We start from the raw sequence: 21,719 nt of genomic DNA, 5'->3' as shown, positions 1-21,719 counted from the left end.
AGACTGGATAGTTTACTCGCAATTTGAGGATAGCTGAAAATCTCCGAACCGGTAAGCGTATAGATGTGGCCTGATGCCTCTCGGTTAGTCAGAACTTCTGCGGCAACATCCGCGATATCGCGACAATCGATGAAGTTACATGGTGAATCGCCCATGGAGCCGAAGAAAACATCTTGTGTCGTGACCGTTGGTGCAAGACGCAGTAAGTTTTGCATAAACGCATAAGGACGCAGAACAGTGTGTGTGATTCCAGACTCGCTTAAGGTTTTCTCAATTTCGTGATGCCAGCCTGCCACTGCGACGGGGGCAATCTTCTCAAAGGCAGGGCTGGATATCTTTACAATGTGCCTGATGCTAGCTTCGATGGCAATGTGAATGATTGAAGTTTCCAACTCGATTTGTCTTGGACTGTTGGACATTGCAAGAAAAAGTTGGCTAGCTCCTGCAAATGCGCGACGCAGCGATTCAGGATCGGAAGCATCAGCCGATGCGACCTCAATCGTAGACCGACCTTTATCCCCAATCTGATTACGCAACTTCTCAGGCTCTCTGCTCAGTGCCCGGGCTGGGACTCCAAGATCCACCAAACGTTTCAAAAGCGCACTACCGATTGTACCTGTTGCTCCAATAATAACTATCCTCTTTTACCGTCTCCTTTGAATGGAAAATTTGTTGTAACGGCAAGTCGCCACCGCCATGTCACTATCGTGCTTGCTATAAATCCAGATAACGGGAAATCGATCCAGACACGACCGACCCAAGCCAAGTGATTGATCGAAATCATATCTCCCAGCAAATCAGATGTCACCCATGCGGCGAATAGGCCGAACCAAGCCCCTGCCAACGCGAACATCGCTACCACTCCCAAGTGAGGTGTGCCGATAATCCACTGATTACGGCCTCCTCGGCTTTGCAACCAAAGGCCAAGCATCAAAGCGACCAAGGCCGATGTTCCTCCAATTGTGGTCAATGCACCTAATTGAAGGCCTTTGTCGGCAGTGACCAATCCCCCGATACCTGCCATAATCGCAGGGGCTGCATAGGCCATTACAACTTCACGCCACAATACAAATGACTTTGCCTTGGAAACAGCAGGTTTGATCCCGTAAGCACCGTCTGTCTGATTCGGGTAATTCGTCTTGTTCATTTAGCTACTCCTTTCTTTTGTTTAAACGTTCAGCTCATATAATTAGGTTCCTAACTATATGAGGATGAAAATGGGCTAGCATCACTAGCCCGTTTTACTCCTTACTGATGTTTCCATGAAGGTCTGCCAACAAAAGATATCGCCCTGTTGATAAACCAACTGTCTCTAATAGCTTTATTTTCGTTGTTTATATTTATAGTATGGCACCTAATTACTTTCGTGTCAACAGATATTATTTACGATATTGCCGGGTTATCAACTTTCAAACTGGGTAATTGGAGATGTGTTCCTCTTTGTCATCTGAAATATGAACGCAACTATGCACTGTTCGTCTTTTTAGCTGGAAAATGTTTCGTTGACATAGAACATTTGTTCTTGGTATTATTTTTGGTAAAGTGATATTTCGTCTATACGAAACCAACAATTGGAGTGAGATTAGAAATGCCGGAGCAAATGAACGCACCACATGTTAAGATAGAGCCTTGGTCCAATGCCGACCTTAACTTGCTTCGTCTTATTAATGCTCCTGAGATGATGGAACACCTTGGAGGCCCGGAAACTGAGGAGCAAATCCTAAGACGCCATAAGCGGTATCTTGAGATAGCTGGACGTGGAACTGGACGTATGTTTAGCATTGTCTTGCTTCCAAAGATGGAAACTGTAGGAAGTGTCGGGTACTGGGATAGCATGTGGAAAGAAGAATTCGTCAATGAGATCGGTTGGAGCATCCTGCCGCCCTACCAAGGCAAAGGTATAGCGACTGCAGCTGTCTCAGAAGCTATCGCAAGTGCAAGCATTGAGCAAAAAATTAGGTTTATTCATGCATTCCCATCTATTAACAACCTGGCGTCGAATGCAGTTTGTCGAAAGCTCAATTTTTCGCTGATGAGTACGTGCGAATTCGAGTACCCGCCAGGAAACATCATGCAGTGTAACGACTGGCGAATTGAGATTGATTCAGCGGTTAATCTATCTTATATTTAGCATCCAATAGCGTAGTAAAGCTGCCGATCATTTCGGCAGCCTCATTTTGATGCTTATTGAGCTATAATTTTCCATTCGCTTATCAAGCCAACTTCATTGCTCTCATCATCGAGATTTTAACCCGCCAATCAATCAGCGAGCAATCGGTTACTACATTTCTTTTTTTGCAGTTTCTTTATAGTTCGACTCCCACTCATTTTAACTAAAACCAACGCAAAGCTTACTTCAATGATCTGGGGGCGTAAAGCATTTGTGCACGAGCGCAGTTAATAGGTTCATTCATAGGTATTTCCATGAAATATTTCAACTGCCATTTCTGAGTTTTTTGAGCCTGGAGGCTTGTAGGCTTGTCCCACGGCGGATATACTCGTATTGCCCGTTTACCGCCTTCGCCTTCATTTGATACTATTTTTTGCTCGAATAGAACATGCTTTGGAAATACAAATTGGCCAAAGTTATTACCATTGCGTGTACTAATCACGAAGAAATCGACTGGATCTGATACATCATATGGTTGGGTGGTTCCATCCCCACTTCTCTGCCATAGTGTCACAAATTGCCCAACCTTAGTAGGCGTAATTTTAGCGACACGAAATCTAATGGAGAAAGAATCTATTTGAACTAAATAAGCCCCGTATTCAGCGTTTTGCGCTTCTAAAAGTGGTTGAGAGCAATCAAATCCGCACACGTCATAGACAAGATTCTTGGTGGCAAGTAAGTCACTATGAATAATGTCTGAGGAAGTCCAGGGATTAGGGTTGCTTTCTGAAAAATTGCGATTATTCTTATCCATCTATTCAAATCTCCTTTTTTCCATTTAATCTGTGTGAAAGAATCATTAATAAAATAAAAAGACCGCCAATAAGGCGGATTTTCATATCGAACCTGCAAATATTTACTTTCAATTTCAGCAAAAAAAGCGTTGGATATTCGCCGAGATATTCAGCCGATACCGTGTTTCTCTGCCGACTCTTCGATCGATTACGAGATTGGCATCTTCATAATCTAATACGAAACCTTTTGATGTCTCAATAATCATAGGACAACAAAAGGTTCCCGGTCAAGATATATGTAGTTGCTACGCCTGAGTGTTCTATTATTCTCAGCGATTCACTTATCTAATGCTGCTGTAAGAATAAATAACTTTAGCGCTGCCCTGATAGCCAAGCAGCGATCTCCTCCGTCTGTGACAGGACAGCAATTGGATCGTAGTACCAAGAACGTTCCTCCTTCCAAACATACACATGATTGTTTTTGACAGCATCAAGCGTAGACCAGATCGGATCGGCTTTAATGTCTTCCAAGGTACGGTCATTAGAAGTCAGAATGATATAATCGCCTGCATATTTCGATAGTACCTCATTCGATAGCTCAGCCCACTGCTTTTCAAGAATTTCCGCCGCAATTGGGGCAGGTGGTTTGAAACCTAGTGCCTGATAGACGGCTTGGCCGCCTCGCCCAAAATTATCGCCGTAAACATAAGTCGTTTTGTCTGTCAACTCGAAGATCGTAAATGTGGCACCGGACGGTACAGCTTTCTTTACTTTTTCACTTGCAGCGGCAATGCGACGATCATAGTCGGCAAGCCAGGCTTCCGCTTCTTTTTCTTTACCCAAAAGCTTGCCAAAGTAGGTCAACTCTTCATGTGCGTTCTTCAATTCGCCATAGGGAACAGAAACGGTAGGAGCGATTTTGGATAATTGCTCATACCTTTCGTTCACCCCGGTCACTATCAGATCGGGCTGCAAATCGATCACCTTCTCCAAAGAACCATTCACATCGCCAATATCTTGTACTTCCTTGAGCGCTTCGGTGAAATACGGATTTTTACGGTGTAGTCCGGGCGTTCCAATCGGAGTGACACCAAGTGCAATAAAACTGCCTAAATATTGGTCAGCTACAATACGCTTAGGATTTACAGGGAGTTTTATATCACCGTTGATTGTTGATACCACTTTGGTTTGCAGGTTTTCGGTCGTCTGACTGGTATTCGGTTGAGCAGAACTTTGGTGCGGCGACACCACATTTGATGACGACTGGTTCTCTCCTGTTACTGATCTCGTGTTTGATGCAGCGCCAGAGCAAGCACTAACTAGCAATGCAAAGCAAAGCAATAATGTTGCCGTAGCGGTTGATTTGAATTGTTTGTACATGGTAAATTCTCCCTCAGTATTATATTGATAATGATTATCACCTTCAATATAACGTTGAAACCTTTCAACAACAATGGAGGATCGAATGAAATTAGAGGGACTATCTTCTGTTTTAAGTCGATCCAATTCTATCGCTCTAAACCTGTCAGGTGAAACGCCTTTATACTTTTTGAAAAGACGACCGAAATAATAAGGATCCTTATACCCCACGCTTACAGCAATTTCACGCAAGGTCGCATCTGTTTCCACAAGCAGGCTTGCTGCCTTATCGATACGTATCCGAATTAGATAGTCGATCGGGCTATATCCAGTCTTATTTTTGAACAAAGCCGAAAAATGCGGAACGCTGTAATTCAAACTTTCTGCTAGAGAGTCCAGATTGATCGATTTCGAATAGTGCTCCTTGATGTACAAGATCGCTTGCGCAGCAAGATCCGGCTCCTTCATATCTATCCCTTGTCCATAAAGCTGCTGCAATATACTGTAGACGAATTGATAAAACAATGATTTAACCTGGAAACGCTCCATTGATCCTGCCTGTCTCCACTCCTGATCCATTAATTTTACTTTGTGAAAAAGTGAAATGGGGTGGTTCGGCGAAAAGCTGTATTGCATATGAAACGGACTACTTTTCTCTAGTAGGTTCACCATTTCCTGACGACTTGGAGCCGGAAGCGATGCTTTATAGAAAATCATATAATATTCAAATTCATCTTCTGTCGGGAAAATATCCAGGTGTGCCCCTTTACCGCTGTGCATCACTTGAAATCGCTTTATGAGAAATTCCATGTCGTCCAGCAGCACTTGGGCACTGCCGCGAGTCACGAGCAGAAACACACTGGCAGGTAGCCTGTAAGAACGCATGGCCTCTCCTGTTCTCATCATCGTATGGCGTACATCCAGCACCTTAATAGATGCATGATTCCAAAGCAATATATGGTCATTTACGATCATTGTGTCCACTCAACCCCATCCAATTCAGTTCTCGTTGCTTCAATAACCATTATAAGTGATAATAATTCTCAATAACAACCTGAAGTACGAGAACGAAGAAAAACCCTTGCTAAGCAAGGGAATTGCATGTTGAACACCACTATACACCAAAGATTCATGCACAATTTGGGATATGTATGCAAGTTCTACCTCCGGCAGTTTTCATATAATCCGCTTATTTTTATATCCAACTCATTCCCGCAATTTAAGAAAAATGCTGAGTTATAAACTTCATATATTCTTCACCACCTAGACTTTCCTTCATATTAATGAGCGTTTTTGCATTTTCACCAATAACATATCGAAACTGGTTTGTACCATCTGTCGCCGCTTGATAGATAGTTTCAGCGACAATTTCTGGAGTCGAGGTATATGCTGGGTCTTTTTGCATCTCCACTAATTTACTCAGAAATGCAGCAGTAAACGGCTTGTAGTCAGTTAATGATTCATCAAAATATAACTCCATTGATCTTCCGCCAAAGTCCGTATTAATAGTAGCTCCTGGTTCAATCAACTTTACTTTGATGTTTTGAGATGCTAACTCATACGCTAAGCCTTCTGAAAAGCCTTCAACCGCAAATTTAGATGAATGATAAAGCGACATGGAAGGGAAAGTAACTTTTCCTGCCATAGAAGAAATATTAATCAGCACCCCTTCTTGATTCGATCTAAAATGCGGCACAATGGCTTTAGTCATGTTTATCAAACCAAAAACGTTCACTTCAAATTGTCTTCTAATCTGCTCTTCAGTAGCTGCTTCAAGAATTCCTATTGTTCCATAACCTGCATTATTGAGAAGAGCTTCAATTTTACCAAACCGCTGGATTCCTTCTGCTACCGCGTTTTGAATCGTATCTTTTTTCTCAACATCAAGCCTAAGCACCAAAATATTGTTCATCTTCAAAAATTCAGTTTCATTTTCAGGTGTACGCATAGTTGCTACTACGTTCCATCCTCTTTCAGCAAAGTGTTTTGCTGCGGCTCTTCCAATTCCTGATGAAGCACCCGTGATAAAAATCGTTTTCATAAAAAATTCCTCCAAGTCAAATTTTATTATTTCAATCAGGGATTCAGACAACATTCGGCCAAACATCGTCCTCGTCATCCTACCGATTGCTTCATCAGCGATCAGCTCCGTCTTCCGTCAGTCGATTGACGATGATTCACTGGTTCTGCTGCGATTTCTCTCTATAGAGGTAGCCTTCCCACACTAATCGTTTGGTGATATTAATCACCATGAAGATCCCTTTCTCCAGCCAATAAAAAACTACGATATCGTAATTATTAAGCAAATAACTACGATATCGTAGTTTTTTCAAGCATTGCCACGAAATAATATCCTATTTTACATGTTTCTTGAAACAAAATTCGCTAAGTCAGGACCCAAGATGGTAGATGTAAACTACTGCGACATTATTTAATCCACCCATACCCTATCGCAATAAAGATAAGAGATAAGATTAGGGCTACCCACAATGGGGATTTGGGTAGGGCTAAGACTCCGAAAAACGAAATAATAAACAAATAATAGCCTATTATCGAAAACAGACCCATGTCAGACATATTAGCCGCGTAAATTGCGATATGTCCACTCATTGTAAGCAATGGTCCAAATATGGTGAACCAAAATGCAGAGCGCCGAGACTCATTTGATTTAAATTTATTTATAAACCCTTCACAAAATGCTTCTTTGAACGGGACTTTAAACCAAATTAAACCATAAATAATATGACCAATTCCAAGGGCCAATAATATCCATGCTGCTACCATTCCACCGCTCCTTCCAATCTTTAAATTTGGGGATATTTAATAATTTTACGTTTCTTTTGTTACCTAGCTACTCGGTGATTTTGATAGGACGATGAACATCCTTTCTTTTTTGTACAACTTCGATCGCATGTTCATCCAACTTTTCAATGGAGTGGTCTAGAACAGCTCTTACACCCAAAAGTGCTTCTCGGTGTGATGATCGGAAATGTTCTTGGGCTTCTATCGGAATCAAAGCCTTAACTATCGTTTCATGCAACATCGATATACCATCCATAATCTTTACCATCGATTCATTGTTCATTTACATGTTCCTCCCCTGTTTCATTTGTTGCTCTCCTTTCGCCAAAACGAATGGACAACTTTTCTTCTGTAAAACGCGCTCCGACAATAGGACGCCTCTGTAAACTTTGCGGCAATAACACTTTACGCTTATGCGGACCTGCTTGTATCGTAAGTTCGTCACCTTTTTCGCTGAGCTGAAGCTGTTCTTTTTGTACGAAGGGCAGTACTAGATCCAAAAAGTAAGTAGTTCCTTCCTTGCGAATCTCCTGAACTCGTCCTCGATAAAGAATCTCCACGGAATCACATTCTGCAAATGCTGCATCACCAATTCGTTCAAGCATGGGTAGACCATGTACTTCTACTTCCATCATAGGAATACAGAAAATCGGCAGCGGGCTAAAACAAGTCCGAATCTCTTCTTCATACTTTTCATGAATTTCGCGCCATGTAGACCAATAACCAGTTCCAGCTTCCAAAGGCAGTACGCGATTAACCACAATAGCATCTGTATTAAACCCAAATAAATTCAAATAAGTGAAGGCTCGCCTTGCTTCAGCAATGACCATTTTTTCTGGATTAATCACCAGCCGCACAGAAGTCACTGCTTCATCCATAATCATTTTTTGCAGGTCCTCCAGCTCATTCACGAATGTTTCAACACTATTTAATGCAGCGTCATTAGGCAACTCCAAGCCACCCGTCGCTAATTTAGCAATTGGTCGTACCAGTTTGATCAAGCGGCGCTCGTATGGAAAAATCTTTTCCATCCACCATTTGAGTAGATTCGGATAGCTAAGAAGTCTTAATGTTTCTCCGGTTGGCGCGCAGTCTACAATAATGACGTCATATGAACCGCTCACTGAATGGCGCTTAATCTGCATCAGGCTGAATAGCTCCTCCATACCAGGAAAAACGAGTGTTTCATCCGTTGTTATATCGTTTAGCTTCGCCCAGCTCATCATCTCTGTCAACCATTTCTGAACAGGCCCCCAATGTTTTTCGGTCTCCTTTAAACTATCTACCTCTTGTCCCCATAACCGTTCGCTTATCTGTCTAGGTTCGCTTCCCAGAGGAACATTGAACGAATCGGATAGACTATGCGCTGCATCAGTACTCATGACCAACGTTCGGTATCCTTGTGAAGCAAGTCGAACTCCAGTAGCTGAGGCAACACTAGTTTTCCCAACTCCGCCTTTTCCGGTATAAATGATTATTCTCAATTATGTAGCCCCCTCTTTTATTACGATTTCGTATTATTGAAGCAAAAAAAATTATATTATGTTAATCGTCAATCGCTATTTTACGCAATTTAGCATCTTGTGTTCCATTCTCTTTCCTTTCCTTCCCCTGTAAGGCTTTCCCAACCTTCACGACCAAGGTGAGAAACTGTTGTAACTCCTCTTTACTAAGTGCAGTCTGAACGCGTAGGAACATATTTTCCATGATCGTCCTTGCCTGCAAAGCTAATTTTTTACCTTCCTCGGTAAGTTGAACAAGAATAATCCGTTGATCTTTATCAGAATGGGTACGATTAATCAGTCCTTTGCGAACGAGTCGTTTCACCAAACTTGTAACCGTACTTAGAGGTGCCCCTAACTCGGTAGCCAGCACGGAAGTTGACATTTCGCCACGAAAATGCAAGATCAACAATGCTGAAAGATCGGATCGATTCACTTCCTGCTCAAATTTAACCGTTTCAGATAATAAACTCAAAGGCCTGAGGCCGTTTTGCAAAAATAACTCTAACATTTGGTCTAACACTTGCTGTACCTCCATGCCTAAGAAAGAGAATTAATTTAACAGTTCGATCTTACTACGTTTTCGTATCATTTTTCAAGTGCAAATAATTTGTCTCACCTTGATGAGAAATCGCTTTATTATCGAACACCACCCACTCCTCGGACATGAAATTTTTAGTGTATCTATGTTTCGCTACATAGTAGAGACATTTGCGTATTTTTTTATTGGAGCAATTCTACCTACATAAAAAAAGCTTGATTTCTCAAGCTTTTTCAGATTAGAACCACTACGAATTAAAAGCTTGAATTATCTCATTAGTGCACTTGTTAATCCGCTATTCATTAATGAAAATCGGCCGTCTTTGCTTTTTCAACCTTTCTCCTCATAATGAGAAGCCCCTGCCCGAGCAGCGCTATGGCTACGAGACAGCCGGCCAAATAAGGAAGTTGGGAAGGTGATAAGCCAATCAACAACACGCCTCCGCCAAGGGAAGCGCCGATAGAGCTGCCCAGATAATTGGCCGAGCTGTTTAGAGCGACGGCTGCCGGGCCATGCTGTGGTTGCAACTGCAGAAGAACATGCTGCTGCGGAGCCTGCGATGCCCAACCAGTCACGCCCCATAGGAAAAAGGGAATGAAGCCCAGTAGCAAGTAGTGGATGCTGAACGGAAGGCTGAACATGGCCAGAGCCATAATCGCAAGAATGCCGACCATCAGCGTTCCCGTTCGTCTGGTGCGATCAATCAGGGAGCCAATGAATAAGCTGCCCACAACGCCCCCGATTCCCCACGCCCATAGATAAGCCGTAATATTTCGGATTCCAGCCAGTTCCTGCAGGATCGCAGCCACGTAGGTGTATAATCCAAGGCTAGCCACGCTAGTCAGGAATGTAATACCCACTGTGGCAGCTACCCGACGGCTAGCCATCATGCCCAGCCGCTGGCGCAGGCTTGGAGGAGCTGCTACAGGGAAATCCGACAAGCGAACCATGATACCGACAATAGCTGCGGCGCCAAGTATCGTAACCCCCCATAGCGTCCCCCGCCATCCCCACTGCTGCGCAATCATCAGCCCGATGGGAACGCCAATGACTGTTCCCATGCTCATGCCACCCAGCGTTGTTCCGAGCGCTCTCCCCCGCTTCTCTGGCGCAACTAGGGACGCTGCTGCTGCTGCGGCTAGTGGGGAATACAGCCCAGCACCGATGCCTGCTGCCGCCCGTGCGAGTAGCAGCCATACAAAGTTGGGGGCTAAAGCTGTGGCAGCATTTGCCAGTGTGAAGACGCCAAGCGCGGTCAGAAGAATCCGACGCACGGGCTTGCCCGCCAGCAAAGTCGCGAATATTGGAGCGGCAAGCGCATAACAAAGGGTGAAAATGCTGACGGCTTGCCCCATCTGTGAGGCACTGAGATGGAAATCGGCCTCCATCAGCGGAAGCAGCCCGGCAAGCACATAGGCATCAAGTCCGAGGGCGAACATGCCGAATGAAAGAAGCAGAACTTTTTGCATGCCTATTTTCCTCACTTATTTCAAGATAGTTAGATCTGCCTTAGACTTAGCTTTAGCCAAGACGCTCCCAGTTGCTCTCGTCATAATAAGACTCCCTCTCTGCTCCTACCACATACTGTACAGGCCCAAGTGTTCTTGAACTGCGCTCGATCCTGTTCAGCAGGTTTTGCAAATTAAGCGCTGTTCGAAGATCAGCAAATGGCTGTGAAGGATTCTTTCCGTTCTGTACAAAATGTGCGGCATCAGCTGTTAATCGAATGAGCTTGCCAATGGTACGGAGCTCCGGTTTCCCCTGCTCGCCCCCAGTCTGAATGTCCAAAATGACCCTATCGCCCGTCACTGTCTTCTCCCATACCCGCAGCTGATCGAAATCCCAGGCAGGAGTATCATAAATAAGCGCAGCATACACAAGCCTGTTATCGGGTGAAGCAAAAACAAGGTCGATTTCCCGTTTGCGGATAATGTTCACAAAGCTGCTGTACCCAGTAACTACGGCCCCTTGAAGCACGCCAGTAATCGAGGCGCTGTCGAGCACCTCATCACCTGAGATGGAGAAATCCGAACGAATGCCTTGGCTTTCTTTCAACTCCAGCTCTGCCTCTGGTGCGCATATCCATTGAACAAGATCGAGCGGGTGAATAATCTCGCTGATCACGCCGCTCGTCGGTCTGAGGTCATGAATCCGGTCTTTTCCCCAGTAGAAGTTAGCCCGCAGAAGCCGGAGCTGTCCTTTGTTTACATACTGTTTCAAAGCGATGGTGGCATCCGAATACCGCTCGACCAAGTCAAGACAGAAGCCCACTGTGTTCTTAAGACTGGATTCCAGCAAATCAAGATTGTCTTGAATGCCGGCAAACGGTTTCTCGCAGATCACAAAACCCGTATAACCATTCAGCTGACGAATCACCTCCCCATGGTTTCCATCATTGACACTGACCACAATAATCTGTGGCTTGAAATCCTCAAGCGCCTTGGCAATGTTAGTGTAATAAATAAGATCTTGTCGGTGATGCCTTCTGCCAACATATGCGATCTCAATCTTTTCTTTACCCGACAATTCCAAGTTATTGAATGCATTGTAAAACCGTGTTCCTGCATACCCCAAACCGATGATCAGAACGTTCATCATTCATCCTTCTTTCTTCATAGCAGTTGTTTGTACAGCAGTTCCTCGCCCGTTTCCTCAAATCCCAGCCTTTCGTATAAATGTTTTGCAACAGATGTCGTTTGCAGGACGATTTTCCCAACTTCCTGCTCCCAGAACCATGACAGTACGTACTCCATCACCTGCTCCGCCACTCCCTGCCTGCGCCACTGAAGATCAACAACCACTGTTTGAATCCAGCCGGATCGTCCGTTCAAAATGCCTTTCAGTGGTGCTCTCTCGTCAATAATGCCAATAGCACAAGCTATGATTTCACCCTTTTCCTCCACTGAAGCTGCGGCAACAAGCACAAGGGGGTTATCCCGCAGGTTCTTTAACAGCCACTGACGGTAGCTGCTCTGCCATGCAAACTCCTCCTCTGGAGATTGAGCAGCGTAATGCCCCTCTCCTCCGCTAAGGAGATGCTTTCTGAGCTCTATGAGCCGCTCGATATCCGCTTCTTCGGCTCTTCTTGTAACAGCTGGACTTGTAGCTTTCATTCTTCTCCCACCCCCTTATCGCGCCTGAAGAGCAGGAGTCAGTATATCAAAATACCCAAACACCTCAACAAGCCCGTCAACGAGGCTTCGAATTTGTTCATCGGTATGGTTGGGCGTCACGTTCACCCGAAACCGTTCCGTACCTGCGGGGACTGTCGGAGAATTGATGGGTTGGAGGTAGATTCCGTGATTATCTAGCAGACGCTTCGCGGCACCCTTGCATTTCAACGCATCCCCGATCCGTACGGGAAGAATATGCGTTTCACTCGATTCCATGACTGGAATCCCACGTACCGCAAGAGCTTCCCTTAACTTCTGCGTTTTCTCATGTAGGCTGCTTCTCTCTCGTTCGGACCGCTTAAGGTGCTCTACACTTGTGAGGCAAGCGGCGACGATGGCGGGCGGAAGCGAAGTCGTGAAGATGAAACCGGAAGCGAAGGAACGAACCGAATCGATCAGAATGGACGAGGAGGCGATAAAACCGCCGATTACCCCAATTGCTTTTGCCATGGTGCCCTGGATGAAATCGATCTGATCCGCTACACCAAGTTGAGCGGCAATACCAGCTCCCCGTGGACCGTACATGCCTATGGCATGAACCTCGTCCAGGAATGTTAGAGCGTTATATTTTTTGGCCAGGGCAGCAATTTCCCTGATCGGTGCTACATCGCCATCCATGGAGTACACCGATTCGAACACAATGATCTTCGCCCTCTCCCTGGGGACGGATGAAAGCAGCTCCTCAAGGTGGTGGACATCGTTATGCCGGAAAATAAGCTTATCAGCCTTCGAAGAGCTGATTCCATTAATGAGGGAGGCGTGATTCAACTGATCCGACAATATCAAGCAATCGGTGAAAATGTGTGTCAGGCATTGTATGGTCGCATCATTGGAGCCGTAGCCAGTTGGAAACACCAATGCGGCCTCTTTGCTATGCCACTCGGCCAATGACGCTTCCAATTCCGCATAGTAGTGATGGGTCCCGCCGATGTTCCTAGAGCCTCCTGAACCTGCTCCATAAAGTTCGATCGCCTCGTGCATGGCTTTCAGCACTTCAGGGTGCTGTGACATCCCCAGATAATCATTGCTGCACCATACGACTACAGGGTGATCCTCCTGCTGATTGACCTTCGCCAGCGGATACTTTGAACAAAGACGATTGATCGTTACAAACTCCCGATAGTGCCCCTTCCTCTTGAGTTGGTTAACTTTCTGTTCAGCAAGCTCAGCATACATGCTCATCCCTCCACTGGTTTCATTTGGCTTTCTATCTTTCTATTTAAAGTAATTCTCAGATGCATTATCCTGAATTTACCATTATATATCCGATTTATCAAATAGGAATTATCTATTTAAACTTCTCATTTATTAACGAAACCAAGTAATAAATTTCCAAGCTCTGAATGAAAAAAAAGAGCTCCTCGCATACATTTACGTAGGTGCCGCTTCCTAATCCTGGTTAATACCAGATCTTCAGGGTCCGAGAAATGAAAAATGGCAGCTCATTCAGAGCTGCCTAAGGATGGGACGATTATAGCAGGTTTCTCACTCACTGACGCAAGTAATCTAGTAAGAGGGGGTGACTACTCCCGACCTCCTACACCATCCTACGTACCATTCGGTAATCGGCGGTTCGCACGGCGGATGAAGGGCTACTTGTAGACGAAAAGCATTAAGAATGCTCAATGAATTAGGTATGAATAATAAAAATCGAACAAGCTGGCTTACCTGCTTGTTCGATCCTTGCTCTTCAAGACTTTTAAACTATCTGGAAACGTTAATTTTTACCGTGCTCCCCGCGATCGTTACTGATGCATAATCTTCTGCTTCTTTCGTCGGGGTCTGTGCCACGCCGTCTACATTGACATTTTTGAATTCGGCATAATTATGACCCGTTACGCTTTCCGAACCTGCGAGCGTGGCCAGCATCTTCCACTTACTCACGCTCGTTACGTTCGTATTAGCTACTTCAAGTATGGCTGTCAGGTAGGTGTCGGCCGTCTGCGAGCAAGACGAATCTGGACAAACTGCATACCCGCTTATCGATAACCGAGTGTTACCGTTCAAGTTCCGGTAAGCGGTCAAGTTTACATCCGTGCCGCCCTTGAACCCGTTCTTATACTGCACCTTATCATTGCCTGACAAGAAGGAACCATTGCTTTTGATTCCGTTGTATAATCCAAGGACTGGCGTCCATTTTACATAACCGTAAGCATTGCTGTACTGCAATCCCATATCCGTCTCTACCGGGAAATTGTTGTTCGTTCCGTCATATTTTCTGCCAGTGCCGCTGAATCCTGAATAAGTATAGGTAGCGCCCGAAGGAGCACCCGAAAGCTGACTTTGTAAAGCCAATCTCACCGTAGCATTGATATAAGACCCGTTCTTGTTAACAACGGCTTTCCCACCGATGCCGTCCGGAAGATTTCCCGCCAATGCTGACACGTTCCCAACAGGGGTATTTTCTGTAGAGGAAGCTTGTACTTCGTACACGTACACCTTCTCTTTATCCAATACCGGGCTTGTCTCATAAAAATAATGAGTATTGCCATCAATGTAAACATAGTTCACCGATGATGTTTCCGTTGCCGCACCTTTAGCTCCCAAAGCTGTCTGATTGCGGTTTTCCTCCGCCGCAGCTTGACGGGCTTTGCTCAAAACGGCCTCCACTTTGCCGATGTTTTTCACGTTCGTGTAATCCGTTATTTCCGCCCCGCCTGCTTCGAATAATGCTGCTTCAGTCGCTGACGACTTGGCCACCGTCTTATCTGCTGCCATGGCCGTCGACACGGACGACAGGATGACCGCTACTGTTACTGCAAGTACTGCGATTTTCTTTTTCATAAAAACACGCTCCCTCATTGAATTGGATGATGCTTCTTCTCCAGTATACAAGGGAGTGTTTGACAGTATTAGACGACGATCATTCCTTTACATGGTAATATGATGACATTATAGCTTGAAGCTGCCGGGCGTGACTCCCCAATATTTACGGAATACTTTGGTAAAATAGCTCACATCCCGGTACCCGGCTGCCAGAGCAGCATTATATACTTTGTCCCCTTCCTGCAAAACGGATCGGGCTCGCTCCATTTTCCTCTCCAACACATAAGTCGAGAAAGGCTTCCCGGTTTCTTGCTTAAATAAGCGACTTAAATAAGAGGAGTTCACATAGAGCCTCTCTGCCACTGTATGAAGTGTAAGATCAGTATCCAATTCTTGTTCCACCAAATCCAAAATCGTTTTAACCGTCTGGTGACTGACTATCTGCCTTTGCGACCGAGCGTAAGCCAACATTTTATGTATCGTATTTTGCAACCAGGCATAAATTTGTTCAGCGGTAGCAAGCAAATGATTGTTTTGAAAGAAGACGAAGTCTTCCCCCGTAACTTCTTTTACCAACCAGCCTTGCTTTCGGATCAAACGAATCAGTGTACTGCTCAAACAAAGGACATATTCATGCATGTCATCGAGGGTAACCAGCTTGTTCTGCCCCTCTTCCCACATAGAGATCAAAGCAGCAAGCGCTTTGTCCTCATCTCCTGTCTGAAAAGCCATTTCCAATGCCTTCTCATATGTCGGTTCTGGACAAGAAACAATTGCAGCTCGCGGAACCGATTCCCGGTAGGGGATCGCGATGCCGCCTCCTAGCAGCTTGCGATTCAACAGAGCCGTACAGGCTTCACGGTATAGGACATGAAGCACTCCTGCTCTCCCAGCGCCTCCGCTGATCCCGGCACTCGCCGTATGTTTCATGTAGTCTTCGATGAGAGCAAGCACCTTGGCTGCCGTCGTATGAACGCGCAGCACGGCCTCCGTCTCCTCTTCCCTCTCCCCTACGGCAAATAAAACCACGGATAAACCCTGCATATCGCTGCACATTCGGTATGCAGAGTCAGGGAGTCGATCCTGCAGGATGCCAGCTAACGTATGCTGGAGCAAAGAAGCGTCCTTTACATAAGAGCCGCTCTCCTGCTCTGGCTGCCTGTCCATATCAAAGACCACTACGACATAGCGTTCATCCGGCTGAAGATTCAGATCCAGTTCCATGCTTAAGCCTATGATTTCATCGGGGCGATACCGCCCCCTCAACAATTGGATGTAAAACTCGTTGTGCAGGTACGGCAAATGCTGCTCCCACTTATACTTAAGCAAGCCACGTTCGTGCCGCTCTTCCAATTCCACACGCAGTTGTTGCGCCGCTCCAAGCACCGCCTGCAATATTTCCGTATCGCCAGCCGGCTTGAGCAAATATTTAAACACGCTCAGTTCCACCGCTGTCTGTGCATAGGCAAAGCTGTCATGACCGCTTAAAATAACCGTTTTGATGAGGGGATCACTTTCCTGTACCCGGCGCGCAAGCGTCAACCCGTCCATTTCCGGCATCTGAATATCCGCAAGCAGAAGGTCCGGCTTTTTCCGCTCGATCTGCGCCAACGCCTCAATTCCGTTGGATGCCATACCGACAACTTCTATACCATGATCCTCCCATGGAATGTGTCGGGCCAGACTGTTGCACAGCCGAACCTCATCTTCAACAATCAGTAGATTCAAGATGACATTTCCTCCGTTCTTTCTGTTTGTTGCGCCATTGATCCCAAATGAAAATCTTCAGAACAGCGATCAAGCGGTAGACACACGGTTACGGTTGTGCCTTCTCCTTCCCTGCTGTTGATCCACATCCCGGCTTCACTGCCATAAAGCATATGGATTCGCGAAAGCACATTCAGCAGCCCGTACAAATCCGTCCAAGCGCTATCCCTCCGTGTGAGCTGAAACCGATCCCGCTCAGCTATTTGCTCCAGCTTCTTTTGAATATAGACAAGCCTCTCTTTTTCTATTCCAGCTCCATTATCCTGAACCGAAAGCAGAAGGGCACCCGCCTGCACCTTGCTAGCGATGACGAGTTCGCCGCCGTTTGCCCTTGTCTCAAGTCCGTGCAAAATGGCATTTTCGACCAGTGGCTGCAATAGAAGCTTGAAGATCGGAACATTCCTGCTCTCCTCTTGTATCCGATAGGTCACGGTAAAGCTGTCCAAAAAACGGATTTGCTGCACACGAATATAATAATCCAAATGAGCTATCGTTTCCTCCACGCTAAACGATTCTTTTCCTTTGTTTAAGCTAAGCCGAAAAAAACGGGAAAGGTTCAGCACCATCTCGCTGATTTCATCTGCATCGTAATTTTTGGCTGTCCAGTAGATTGAATCTAGTGTATTGTACAAAAAATGGGGATTGATTTGCGCCTGAAGAAATTTCAGTTCCGTATGCGCAAGCTGGAGCTGCTGCTCGTAATAGTCTTCGATCAGATGCTTTTGATATTCGGCCATCTGGTTATACGCTTTCATCAAATAACCGAATTCGTCCTCTCGGTCAACGTTAATGCGAACATTCAGATCGCCGATACTCAGCTCTTTTATTGCATAGGTCAGCTTGTGGAGAGGAGAAGAGATACGGGTGTAGACCCCCCAAGCTATCAAAATCGCCAATAGCACACTTACCCCAATGATGACGTAGGTGTAGCTTCTAATTTGCATGGTCTTTCCGTAGATTTCTTCTTTCGGCTGCTGCAAGACCAAGGACCATCCATAATACCTCGTATCCACCTGAATCTTAAGCAAATCCGCAGCTTGACGAGAAGAAGAATGCGCCAAACCGCCAGCCGCACCCGATACCCATTTCCCACTTTTTGTATACAAATCGATGCTAGCATGGGTAGAGGGAATAACTGAATCCATCAGTCGAGAGAGCCTTGATTGATTTAAGGTAATGATTAGCAGATTCCACTTTTTCCTGCTGCTATGGAGATCCATCGTCCTCACCAGAGATATGGAATCTGCTCCAATCAAGGCACCAACAGTGCCTCCGCCGGGAATTTCATCATGGTCAAAGACATACTTTCCCGTCGCCCCGTTCATTTCAGCGAGCCCCATAAGCCATTCCTTGTGACTGTTGTCCTGAACCCGCTTCCCTCCCATTTTAGTAGAGAGAATCGTACCGGTTCCCGCATGATATACGGAAATTTCCGACACGCTCTGACTGATGGAAGTAATATTCCACAAGTTGCTCAACAACTGGGTGAAATCGACGATGGACTCCGGCGTCAATCCACAATCCGCCTTATCTAGCATTTGAAGCAAGTCGGGGGACGTGGCAACCAACTTGGAGAGCTCCTCAACATTTTGCAGCGTCAAATCAATATTTTCTGCTACCGAGGTCAGACTGTTTTCAGTGCGTGCCATGCTTTGCTCCAGCACCATTTGTCTGGAGACTTCGTTAGCGTATAAGCTGACAGCTACGAGCGGAAGTAGAACTATCAAAAAATAGCAGGTTAAACGAACCTGCGTGTTTTGTACATATTTAAGATACAACCACCGATTCCAACGCATGCTCGAATCCCTCATTTTTGGGAGGATTGGTACCAATCATTGACTTCCTGGGTAATAACATCCCCTCCCCCTTCTTTCCACTGTTTCACATAAAGATCGAAATCCTCCGGAGGAGCAGCCCCTATAACTATTTTCATAAAAATTCCATTCAGCTCGTTGAGCTCAACAAAACTTTCCTCCATCGTCGGAGTAGGCAATCCCGTAAATTGGTCATGGATCAAGTTCCTTTGGATAAGCTGCAGATTCTCAAACAGCCGAAACTCCTTTCCGTAGGAGTCCAATCGAATACGCAGTAGATTCGGATCGTCAATCCAAGCAAGGGAGCTGTACATCCCCCTATACAAATGCTTGTCGTGCTCTGCAAAATCGGACACAATTTTATCGTCAATTCTTTTCCATACTTGATGTTCAAAACCCAGAACCAGATCCTGTTTCCCCTTACCCGCTATAAAATTCAAGAAACGGATCACCGCTTCCCCATGCTTGCTGCTAGCAGGTATAACCTGATAGCTCTGCACCCTTTTCGTTGCATAGACGCCTTTCTTTCCGGAAGGCCCGATGGGATATTCCAAAGGAATCCACTCGGCAGCCGGATCGAACCGCTTGTTCTCAGCGATCATAGTACGTGTATCGTACCAAGTAGCCGAGAACAAACCGACCTGTCCCCGCTTGATTTTCTCCGCTAAGGTACTGTGTGTATTCAGAGGGAAATCTTGATCGATCAACTGCTCTTTGTAAAGCCTCGACAAAAATAAAAGCGCTTCCTTCATTTCTGGTAAAATATGCGAGTAGACCAGCTTCCCATCCCTTTCCACCCATTGGTCCAATTGCAGGCCAAAAGCTCCGAAAAACGGTGCCGACCGGAACAGATTATTCACCATGGACAACCCAAAAGTATCGGCCTTGCCGTTTCCGTCAGGATCCTCCTCTGCAAATGCTCGGATCACACGCTCGTACTCCTCAAGAGTAGCAGGAGGCTGCAAGCCGAGCTTGTCCAGCCAATCCTTCCGGACATACATAAGCTCCATGCCTTGAGTTTCACTCATACTGGGTATGGCATAAAGATGTCCGTTAAAACGAGCCTGTTCCCATACCGATTCGGGTATATTCGCTTTTAAATTTGCCCCGTACAGATCCAATAGCTCATCGAGCGGCATCAGCGCGTTTTGTCTTGCGTGCTTTGCCACCAGAATTTTGGATGGAATGCTGATCATATCAGGAAGTTTTTCAGCGTTCAAGAAAGAATTCGCCGTCTTTTGATAACCTATAACAGGAGGAAGAAGCACCTCTACATCCAAATCCGTATGATCTTCAATAAACTGAAGATATGGATTGCGGTTTTCGTTGTAACCATCGGGAAATGAAAAGTTGTTACTATTGATGACGATGGAAATGGCTTCCTTCGCGCTGCCTCTTCCTTTGGACGCTTCTCCTGGCAACGGTTTTACCGAAGTGCAGGAAGACAGCAATGCAACTGCAGCGAAAGCAGTAACGATCGGCCATTTCATTCGGTTGCACTGCCGGATTTCATATGACGATCTCCTCTCTTGAAAAGATGATTCTAATTCCTCTTTACCACCTTTCAAAAACTGATTCTATTGGTTTGATAACAGGAATATGCATTCTATCCTGCCTAAATAACATTAATTCTGGATATTTTACATGAATATTCTATATTATTCTTATGTTCGATTACTTTCACCAAAAAACCTTTATCGAAATAACACTACTTTTGTCGTATGGTGTAGGATTTGGAGAAGCCCCCCTGATAAATCCGGGAAATTAAGAAAAACAGCGTACAAAAAAACAACCCACAAATCGTGGATTGTCTTCATCAACAACAGTTATCAAGTCTCGCCTTTCGGTTCTTTCGAATCGTCTCCTAACAATTCACTCGTTCCTAAAATTTCACCATTAGGGCAGTCACATACATCAACAATATTCCAACTGCCAAGCCCCCAAAATTAAGCCAAGAAACAGGGGACAAACCCTTTTTCTCAGATTCTTTAAGAATCATCTTTGAAATAACATAAATGACCTGCAAAATAGCTCCAGCACCTATACCAAAAAATAGAGCCGCGAGTGTATCATTGAAAATAAATCCGCCAACCCAAGTACCAAGAATAGCCGGGCCGCCTGCAATTGCCGCTAAAGAAACGAAAGTTTTCCAAGTAGAGCGATCTTTGAGAAGAGGCGCAGCGATTCCGACTCCTTCAGTGATATTATGCAGCGTAAATCCGATAATTAGAAAAGTTCCTAGGGCTGCCTCTCCGCCTGCAAATGCTGAACCAATAGCAAGACCTTCGCCAAAATTATGAAGTCCGATACCCGTCGCGATTTTGTAAGATACTCTTCTGCCTTCTAATACCAACCTATTCATCTTACGTTCGTTGGACTGATCGACAGCAATTAGAAATAAACAGCTTAGTAATGCACCGATCCATACTAATCCAGTCCCTTGAAAAATACCAGGAGCTTCTGATGCCATTTCAAAGCCTTCTTCAAACGTATCAATCACAAGGAAAAATAAGAGCCCTACAGTCAGCGCGAGCATAGCATGCATGCCTTTCGTAGAAAATCTACGTAAAAAAGGATACCACATGAGGCCCAAACCTATCGGAACTACCCCCACATAAAACCCGATTAATGCATACTGCCAAAACAGTTTAACGCTCGGTTCAGGCGTAGCCGTCGCAGCGGCGACCTCACCTGTGAAAATTAATCCCTTGCTTGTAATTAATTTGATCTCATGCGGATCGCCTTGAACCCATGGATACGGTATCTTTACGGTTCCTTGCTCAAATCTTTTTAAAGTGTCGCTTGGTAAAAACTCAGCATTCCAAAAAGCGTCGTCAACCGTCACTTGAGCTATTGTAACCTCTTCTGGCCCAGAATTTAATACCTTCAGTTGGATTCCATCATCATTTAGAGTTATTTTCTCTACATGGAGAACTTCAATTGGAGCAGCCGATTCATTTTCCACGCCAGTACCGACTTTAGCAATGGTTGCGATAATCGCTACTAACAGAACCAGAGGAAGTATTCCCCAAAGGATAGCTCGTAGTCTGTTTGTTGAAGTGTTAGATTTGGTTTGATTACTTAAACTCAT

At 45.2% G+C, this 21,719-nt stretch carries 20 protein-coding genes; 1 reads left to right on the top strand and 19 read right to left on the bottom strand.

Annotation, left to right across the window (positions count from 1 at the left end):
• Both GK047_RS07240 and GK047_RS07235 read right to left on the bottom strand, forming a co-directional pair.
• Positions 1–596, bottom strand: a 596-nt coding sequence (locus GK047_RS07240) for an NmrA family NAD(P)-binding protein (protein WP_240343781.1), incomplete at its 3' end; no start/stop codon positions are given.
• A 38-nt stretch (positions 597–634) separates the two neighbouring features.
• Positions 635–1,147, bottom strand: a complete 513-nt coding sequence (locus GK047_RS07235) for a hypothetical protein (RefSeq protein ID WP_163943169.1) — start codon at positions 1,145–1,147, stop codon at positions 635–637.
• Between the two features lie 441 nt (positions 1,148–1,588).
• Between GK047_RS07235 and GK047_RS07230 the strand changes: the two genes are divergently transcribed.
• Positions 1,589–2,131 (top strand): GNAT family N-acetyltransferase, encoded by a 543-nt coding sequence (locus tag GK047_RS07230; protein WP_163943166.1) that lies wholly within the window; start codon positions 1,589–1,591, stop codon positions 2,129–2,131.
• A gap of 220 nt (positions 2,132–2,351) precedes the next feature.
• On the opposite strand, the gene GK047_RS07225 is transcribed toward GK047_RS07230, so the two are convergent.
• The 17 genes from GK047_RS07225 to GK047_RS07145 all read right to left on the bottom strand — a co-directional run bounded on the left by GK047_RS07225 (position 2,352) and on the right by GK047_RS07145 (position 21,719).
• Positions 2,352–2,924, bottom strand: coding sequence for a MepB family protein (locus GK047_RS07225; protein WP_163943163.1), 573 nt, complete (start codon positions 2,922–2,924; stop codon positions 2,352–2,354).
• A gap of 352 nt (positions 2,925–3,276) precedes the next feature.
• Entirely contained in the window at positions 3,277–5,238 is a 1,962-nt protein-coding gene (locus GK047_RS07220) for an AraC family transcriptional regulator (RefSeq protein ID WP_205516518.1), read from the bottom strand.
• A 244-nt stretch (positions 5,239–5,482) separates the two neighbouring features.
• Positions 5,483–6,370, bottom strand: coding sequence for an SDR family oxidoreductase (locus GK047_RS07215; RefSeq protein ID WP_240343780.1), 888 nt, complete (start codon positions 6,368–6,370; stop codon positions 5,483–5,485).
• A 70-nt stretch (positions 6,371–6,440) separates the two neighbouring features.
• Entirely contained in the window at positions 6,441–6,596 is a 156-nt protein-coding gene (locus GK047_RS07210; RefSeq protein ID WP_163943158.1) for a hypothetical protein, read from the bottom strand.
• Between the two features lie 94 nt (positions 6,597–6,690).
• Positions 6,691–7,047 carry a DUF6463 family protein gene (locus GK047_RS07205; RefSeq protein WP_163943155.1) on the bottom strand — a complete coding sequence of 119 codons (357 nt, stop codon included), beginning with the start codon at positions 7,045–7,047 and terminating at the stop codon, positions 6,691–6,693.
• Between the two features lie 67 nt (positions 7,048–7,114).
• Positions 7,115–7,348: a hypothetical protein gene (locus GK047_RS07200; protein ID WP_163943152.1), complete on the bottom strand. Its 234-nt coding sequence runs from the start codon at positions 7,346–7,348 to the stop codon at positions 7,115–7,117.
• The gene (locus GK047_RS07195; RefSeq protein ID WP_163943149.1) at positions 7,338–8,549 is read right to left on the bottom strand and encodes an ArsA family ATPase; all 1,212 of its coding nucleotides are present in this window, start codon (positions 8,547–8,549) and stop codon (positions 7,338–7,340) included. Before GK047_RS07195 ends, GK047_RS07200 begins: the two co-directional genes overlap by 11 nt.
• A gap of 61 nt (positions 8,550–8,610) precedes the next feature.
• Positions 8,611–9,090: a MarR family winged helix-turn-helix transcriptional regulator gene (locus GK047_RS07190; protein WP_346010290.1), complete on the bottom strand. Its 480-nt coding sequence runs from the start codon at positions 9,088–9,090 to the stop codon at positions 8,611–8,613.
• 320 nt (positions 9,091–9,410) lie between these two features.
• Positions 9,411–10,577 (bottom strand): MFS transporter, encoded by a 1,167-nt coding sequence (locus GK047_RS07185; RefSeq protein ID WP_163943142.1) that lies wholly within the window; start codon positions 10,575–10,577, stop codon positions 9,411–9,413.
• 52 nt (positions 10,578–10,629) lie between these two features.
• Entirely contained in the window at positions 10,630–11,706 is a 1,077-nt protein-coding gene (locus tag GK047_RS07180; RefSeq protein ID WP_240343779.1) for a Gfo/Idh/MocA family protein, read from the bottom strand.
• A 14-nt stretch (positions 11,707–11,720) separates the two neighbouring features.
• Positions 11,721–12,221, bottom strand: coding sequence for a GNAT family N-acetyltransferase (locus tag GK047_RS07175; RefSeq protein WP_163943139.1), 501 nt, complete (start codon positions 12,219–12,221; stop codon positions 11,721–11,723).
• 15 nt (positions 12,222–12,236) lie between these two features.
• Positions 12,237–13,457, bottom strand: coding sequence for a 5-aminolevulinate synthase (hemA, locus tag GK047_RS07170; protein WP_163943769.1), 1,221 nt, complete (start codon positions 13,455–13,457; stop codon positions 12,237–12,239).
• Positions 13,458–13,985: 528 nt separating this feature from the next.
• Positions 13,986–15,065, bottom strand: coding sequence for a YrpD family protein (locus GK047_RS07165; RefSeq protein ID WP_163943136.1), 1,080 nt, complete (start codon positions 15,063–15,065; stop codon positions 13,986–13,988).
• A gap of 108 nt (positions 15,066–15,173) precedes the next feature.
• Entirely contained in the window at positions 15,174–16,775 is a 1,602-nt protein-coding gene (locus tag GK047_RS07160) for a response regulator (RefSeq protein WP_163943133.1), read from the bottom strand.
• On the bottom strand, positions 16,772–18,610 hold the full coding sequence (locus tag GK047_RS07155) for a sensor histidine kinase (protein ID WP_163943131.1): 1,839 nt from the start codon (positions 18,608–18,610) through the stop codon (positions 16,772–16,774). The genes GK047_RS07160 and GK047_RS07155 overlap by 4 nt, the downstream gene beginning before the upstream one ends.
• A gap of 11 nt (positions 18,611–18,621) precedes the next feature.
• A complete protein-coding gene (locus tag GK047_RS07150) occupies positions 18,622–20,118 on the bottom strand; it encodes an extracellular solute-binding protein (protein WP_163943128.1) in 1,497 nt (498 codons plus the stop codon).
• A gap of 392 nt (positions 20,119–20,510) precedes the next feature.
• Entirely contained in the window at positions 20,511–21,719 is a 1,209-nt protein-coding gene (locus tag GK047_RS07145) for a ZIP family metal transporter (RefSeq protein ID WP_163943126.1), read from the bottom strand.

Source organism: Paenibacillus sp. SYP-B3998 (assembly GCF_010820665.1).
Lineage (GTDB): Bacteria > Bacillota > Bacilli > Paenibacillales > NBRC-103111 > Paenibacillus_E.
Note: the sequence above shows the minus strand (reverse complement) of the source record. Positions and strands in the feature narration are given on the sequence as shown.

Bases quoted from the DNA above. Each gene is read 5' to 3' on its own strand.
- GK047_RS07150 (WP_163943128.1), bottom strand. From the start codon at position 20,118: ATGAAATGGCCGATCGTTACTGCTTTCGCTGCAGTTGCATTGCTGTCT.
- GK047_RS07225 (WP_163943163.1), bottom strand. From the start codon at position 2,924: ATGGATAAGAATAATCGCAATTTTTCAGAAAGCAACCCTAATCCCTGG.
- GK047_RS07155 (WP_163943131.1), bottom strand. From the start codon at position 18,610: ATGCGTTGGAATCGGTGGTTGTATCTTAAATATGTACAAAACACGCAG.
- GK047_RS07165 (WP_163943136.1), bottom strand. From the start codon at position 15,065: ATGAAAAAGAAAATCGCAGTACTTGCAGTAACAGTAGCGGTCATCCTG.
- GK047_RS07145 (WP_163943126.1), bottom strand. From the start codon at position 21,719: ATGAGTTTAAGTAATCAAACCAAATCTAACACTTCAACAAACAGACTA.
- hemA (WP_163943769.1), bottom strand. From the start codon at position 13,457: ATGTATGCTGAGCTTGCTGAACAGAAAGTTAACCAACTCAAGAGGAAG.
- GK047_RS07200 (WP_163943152.1), bottom strand. From the start codon at position 7,348: ATGAACAATGAATCGATGGTAAAGATTATGGATGGTATATCGATGTTG.
- GK047_RS07180 (WP_240343779.1), bottom strand. From the start codon at position 11,706: ATGATGAACGTTCTGATCATCGGTTTGGGGTATGCAGGAACACGGTTT.
- GK047_RS07175 (WP_163943139.1), bottom strand. From the start codon at position 12,221: ATGAAAGCTACAAGTCCAGCTGTTACAAGAAGAGCCGAAGAAGCGGAT.
- GK047_RS07230 (WP_163943166.1), top strand. From the start codon at position 1,589: ATGCCGGAGCAAATGAACGCACCACATGTTAAGATAGAGCCTTGGTCC.
- GK047_RS07185 (WP_163943142.1), bottom strand. From the start codon at position 10,577: ATGCAAAAAGTTCTGCTTCTTTCATTCGGCATGTTCGCCCTCGGACTT.
- GK047_RS07235 (WP_163943169.1), bottom strand. From the start codon at position 1,147: ATGAACAAGACGAATTACCCGAATCAGACAGACGGTGCTTACGGGATC.
- GK047_RS07215 (WP_240343780.1), bottom strand. From the start codon at position 6,370: ATGTTTGGCCGAATGTTGTCTGAATCCCTGATTGAAATAATAAAATTT.
- GK047_RS07220 (WP_205516518.1), bottom strand. From the start codon at position 5,238: ATGATCGTAAATGACCATATATTGCTTTGGAATCATGCATCTATTAAG.
- GK047_RS07205 (WP_163943155.1), bottom strand. From the start codon at position 7,047: ATGGTAGCAGCATGGATATTATTGGCCCTTGGAATTGGTCATATTATT.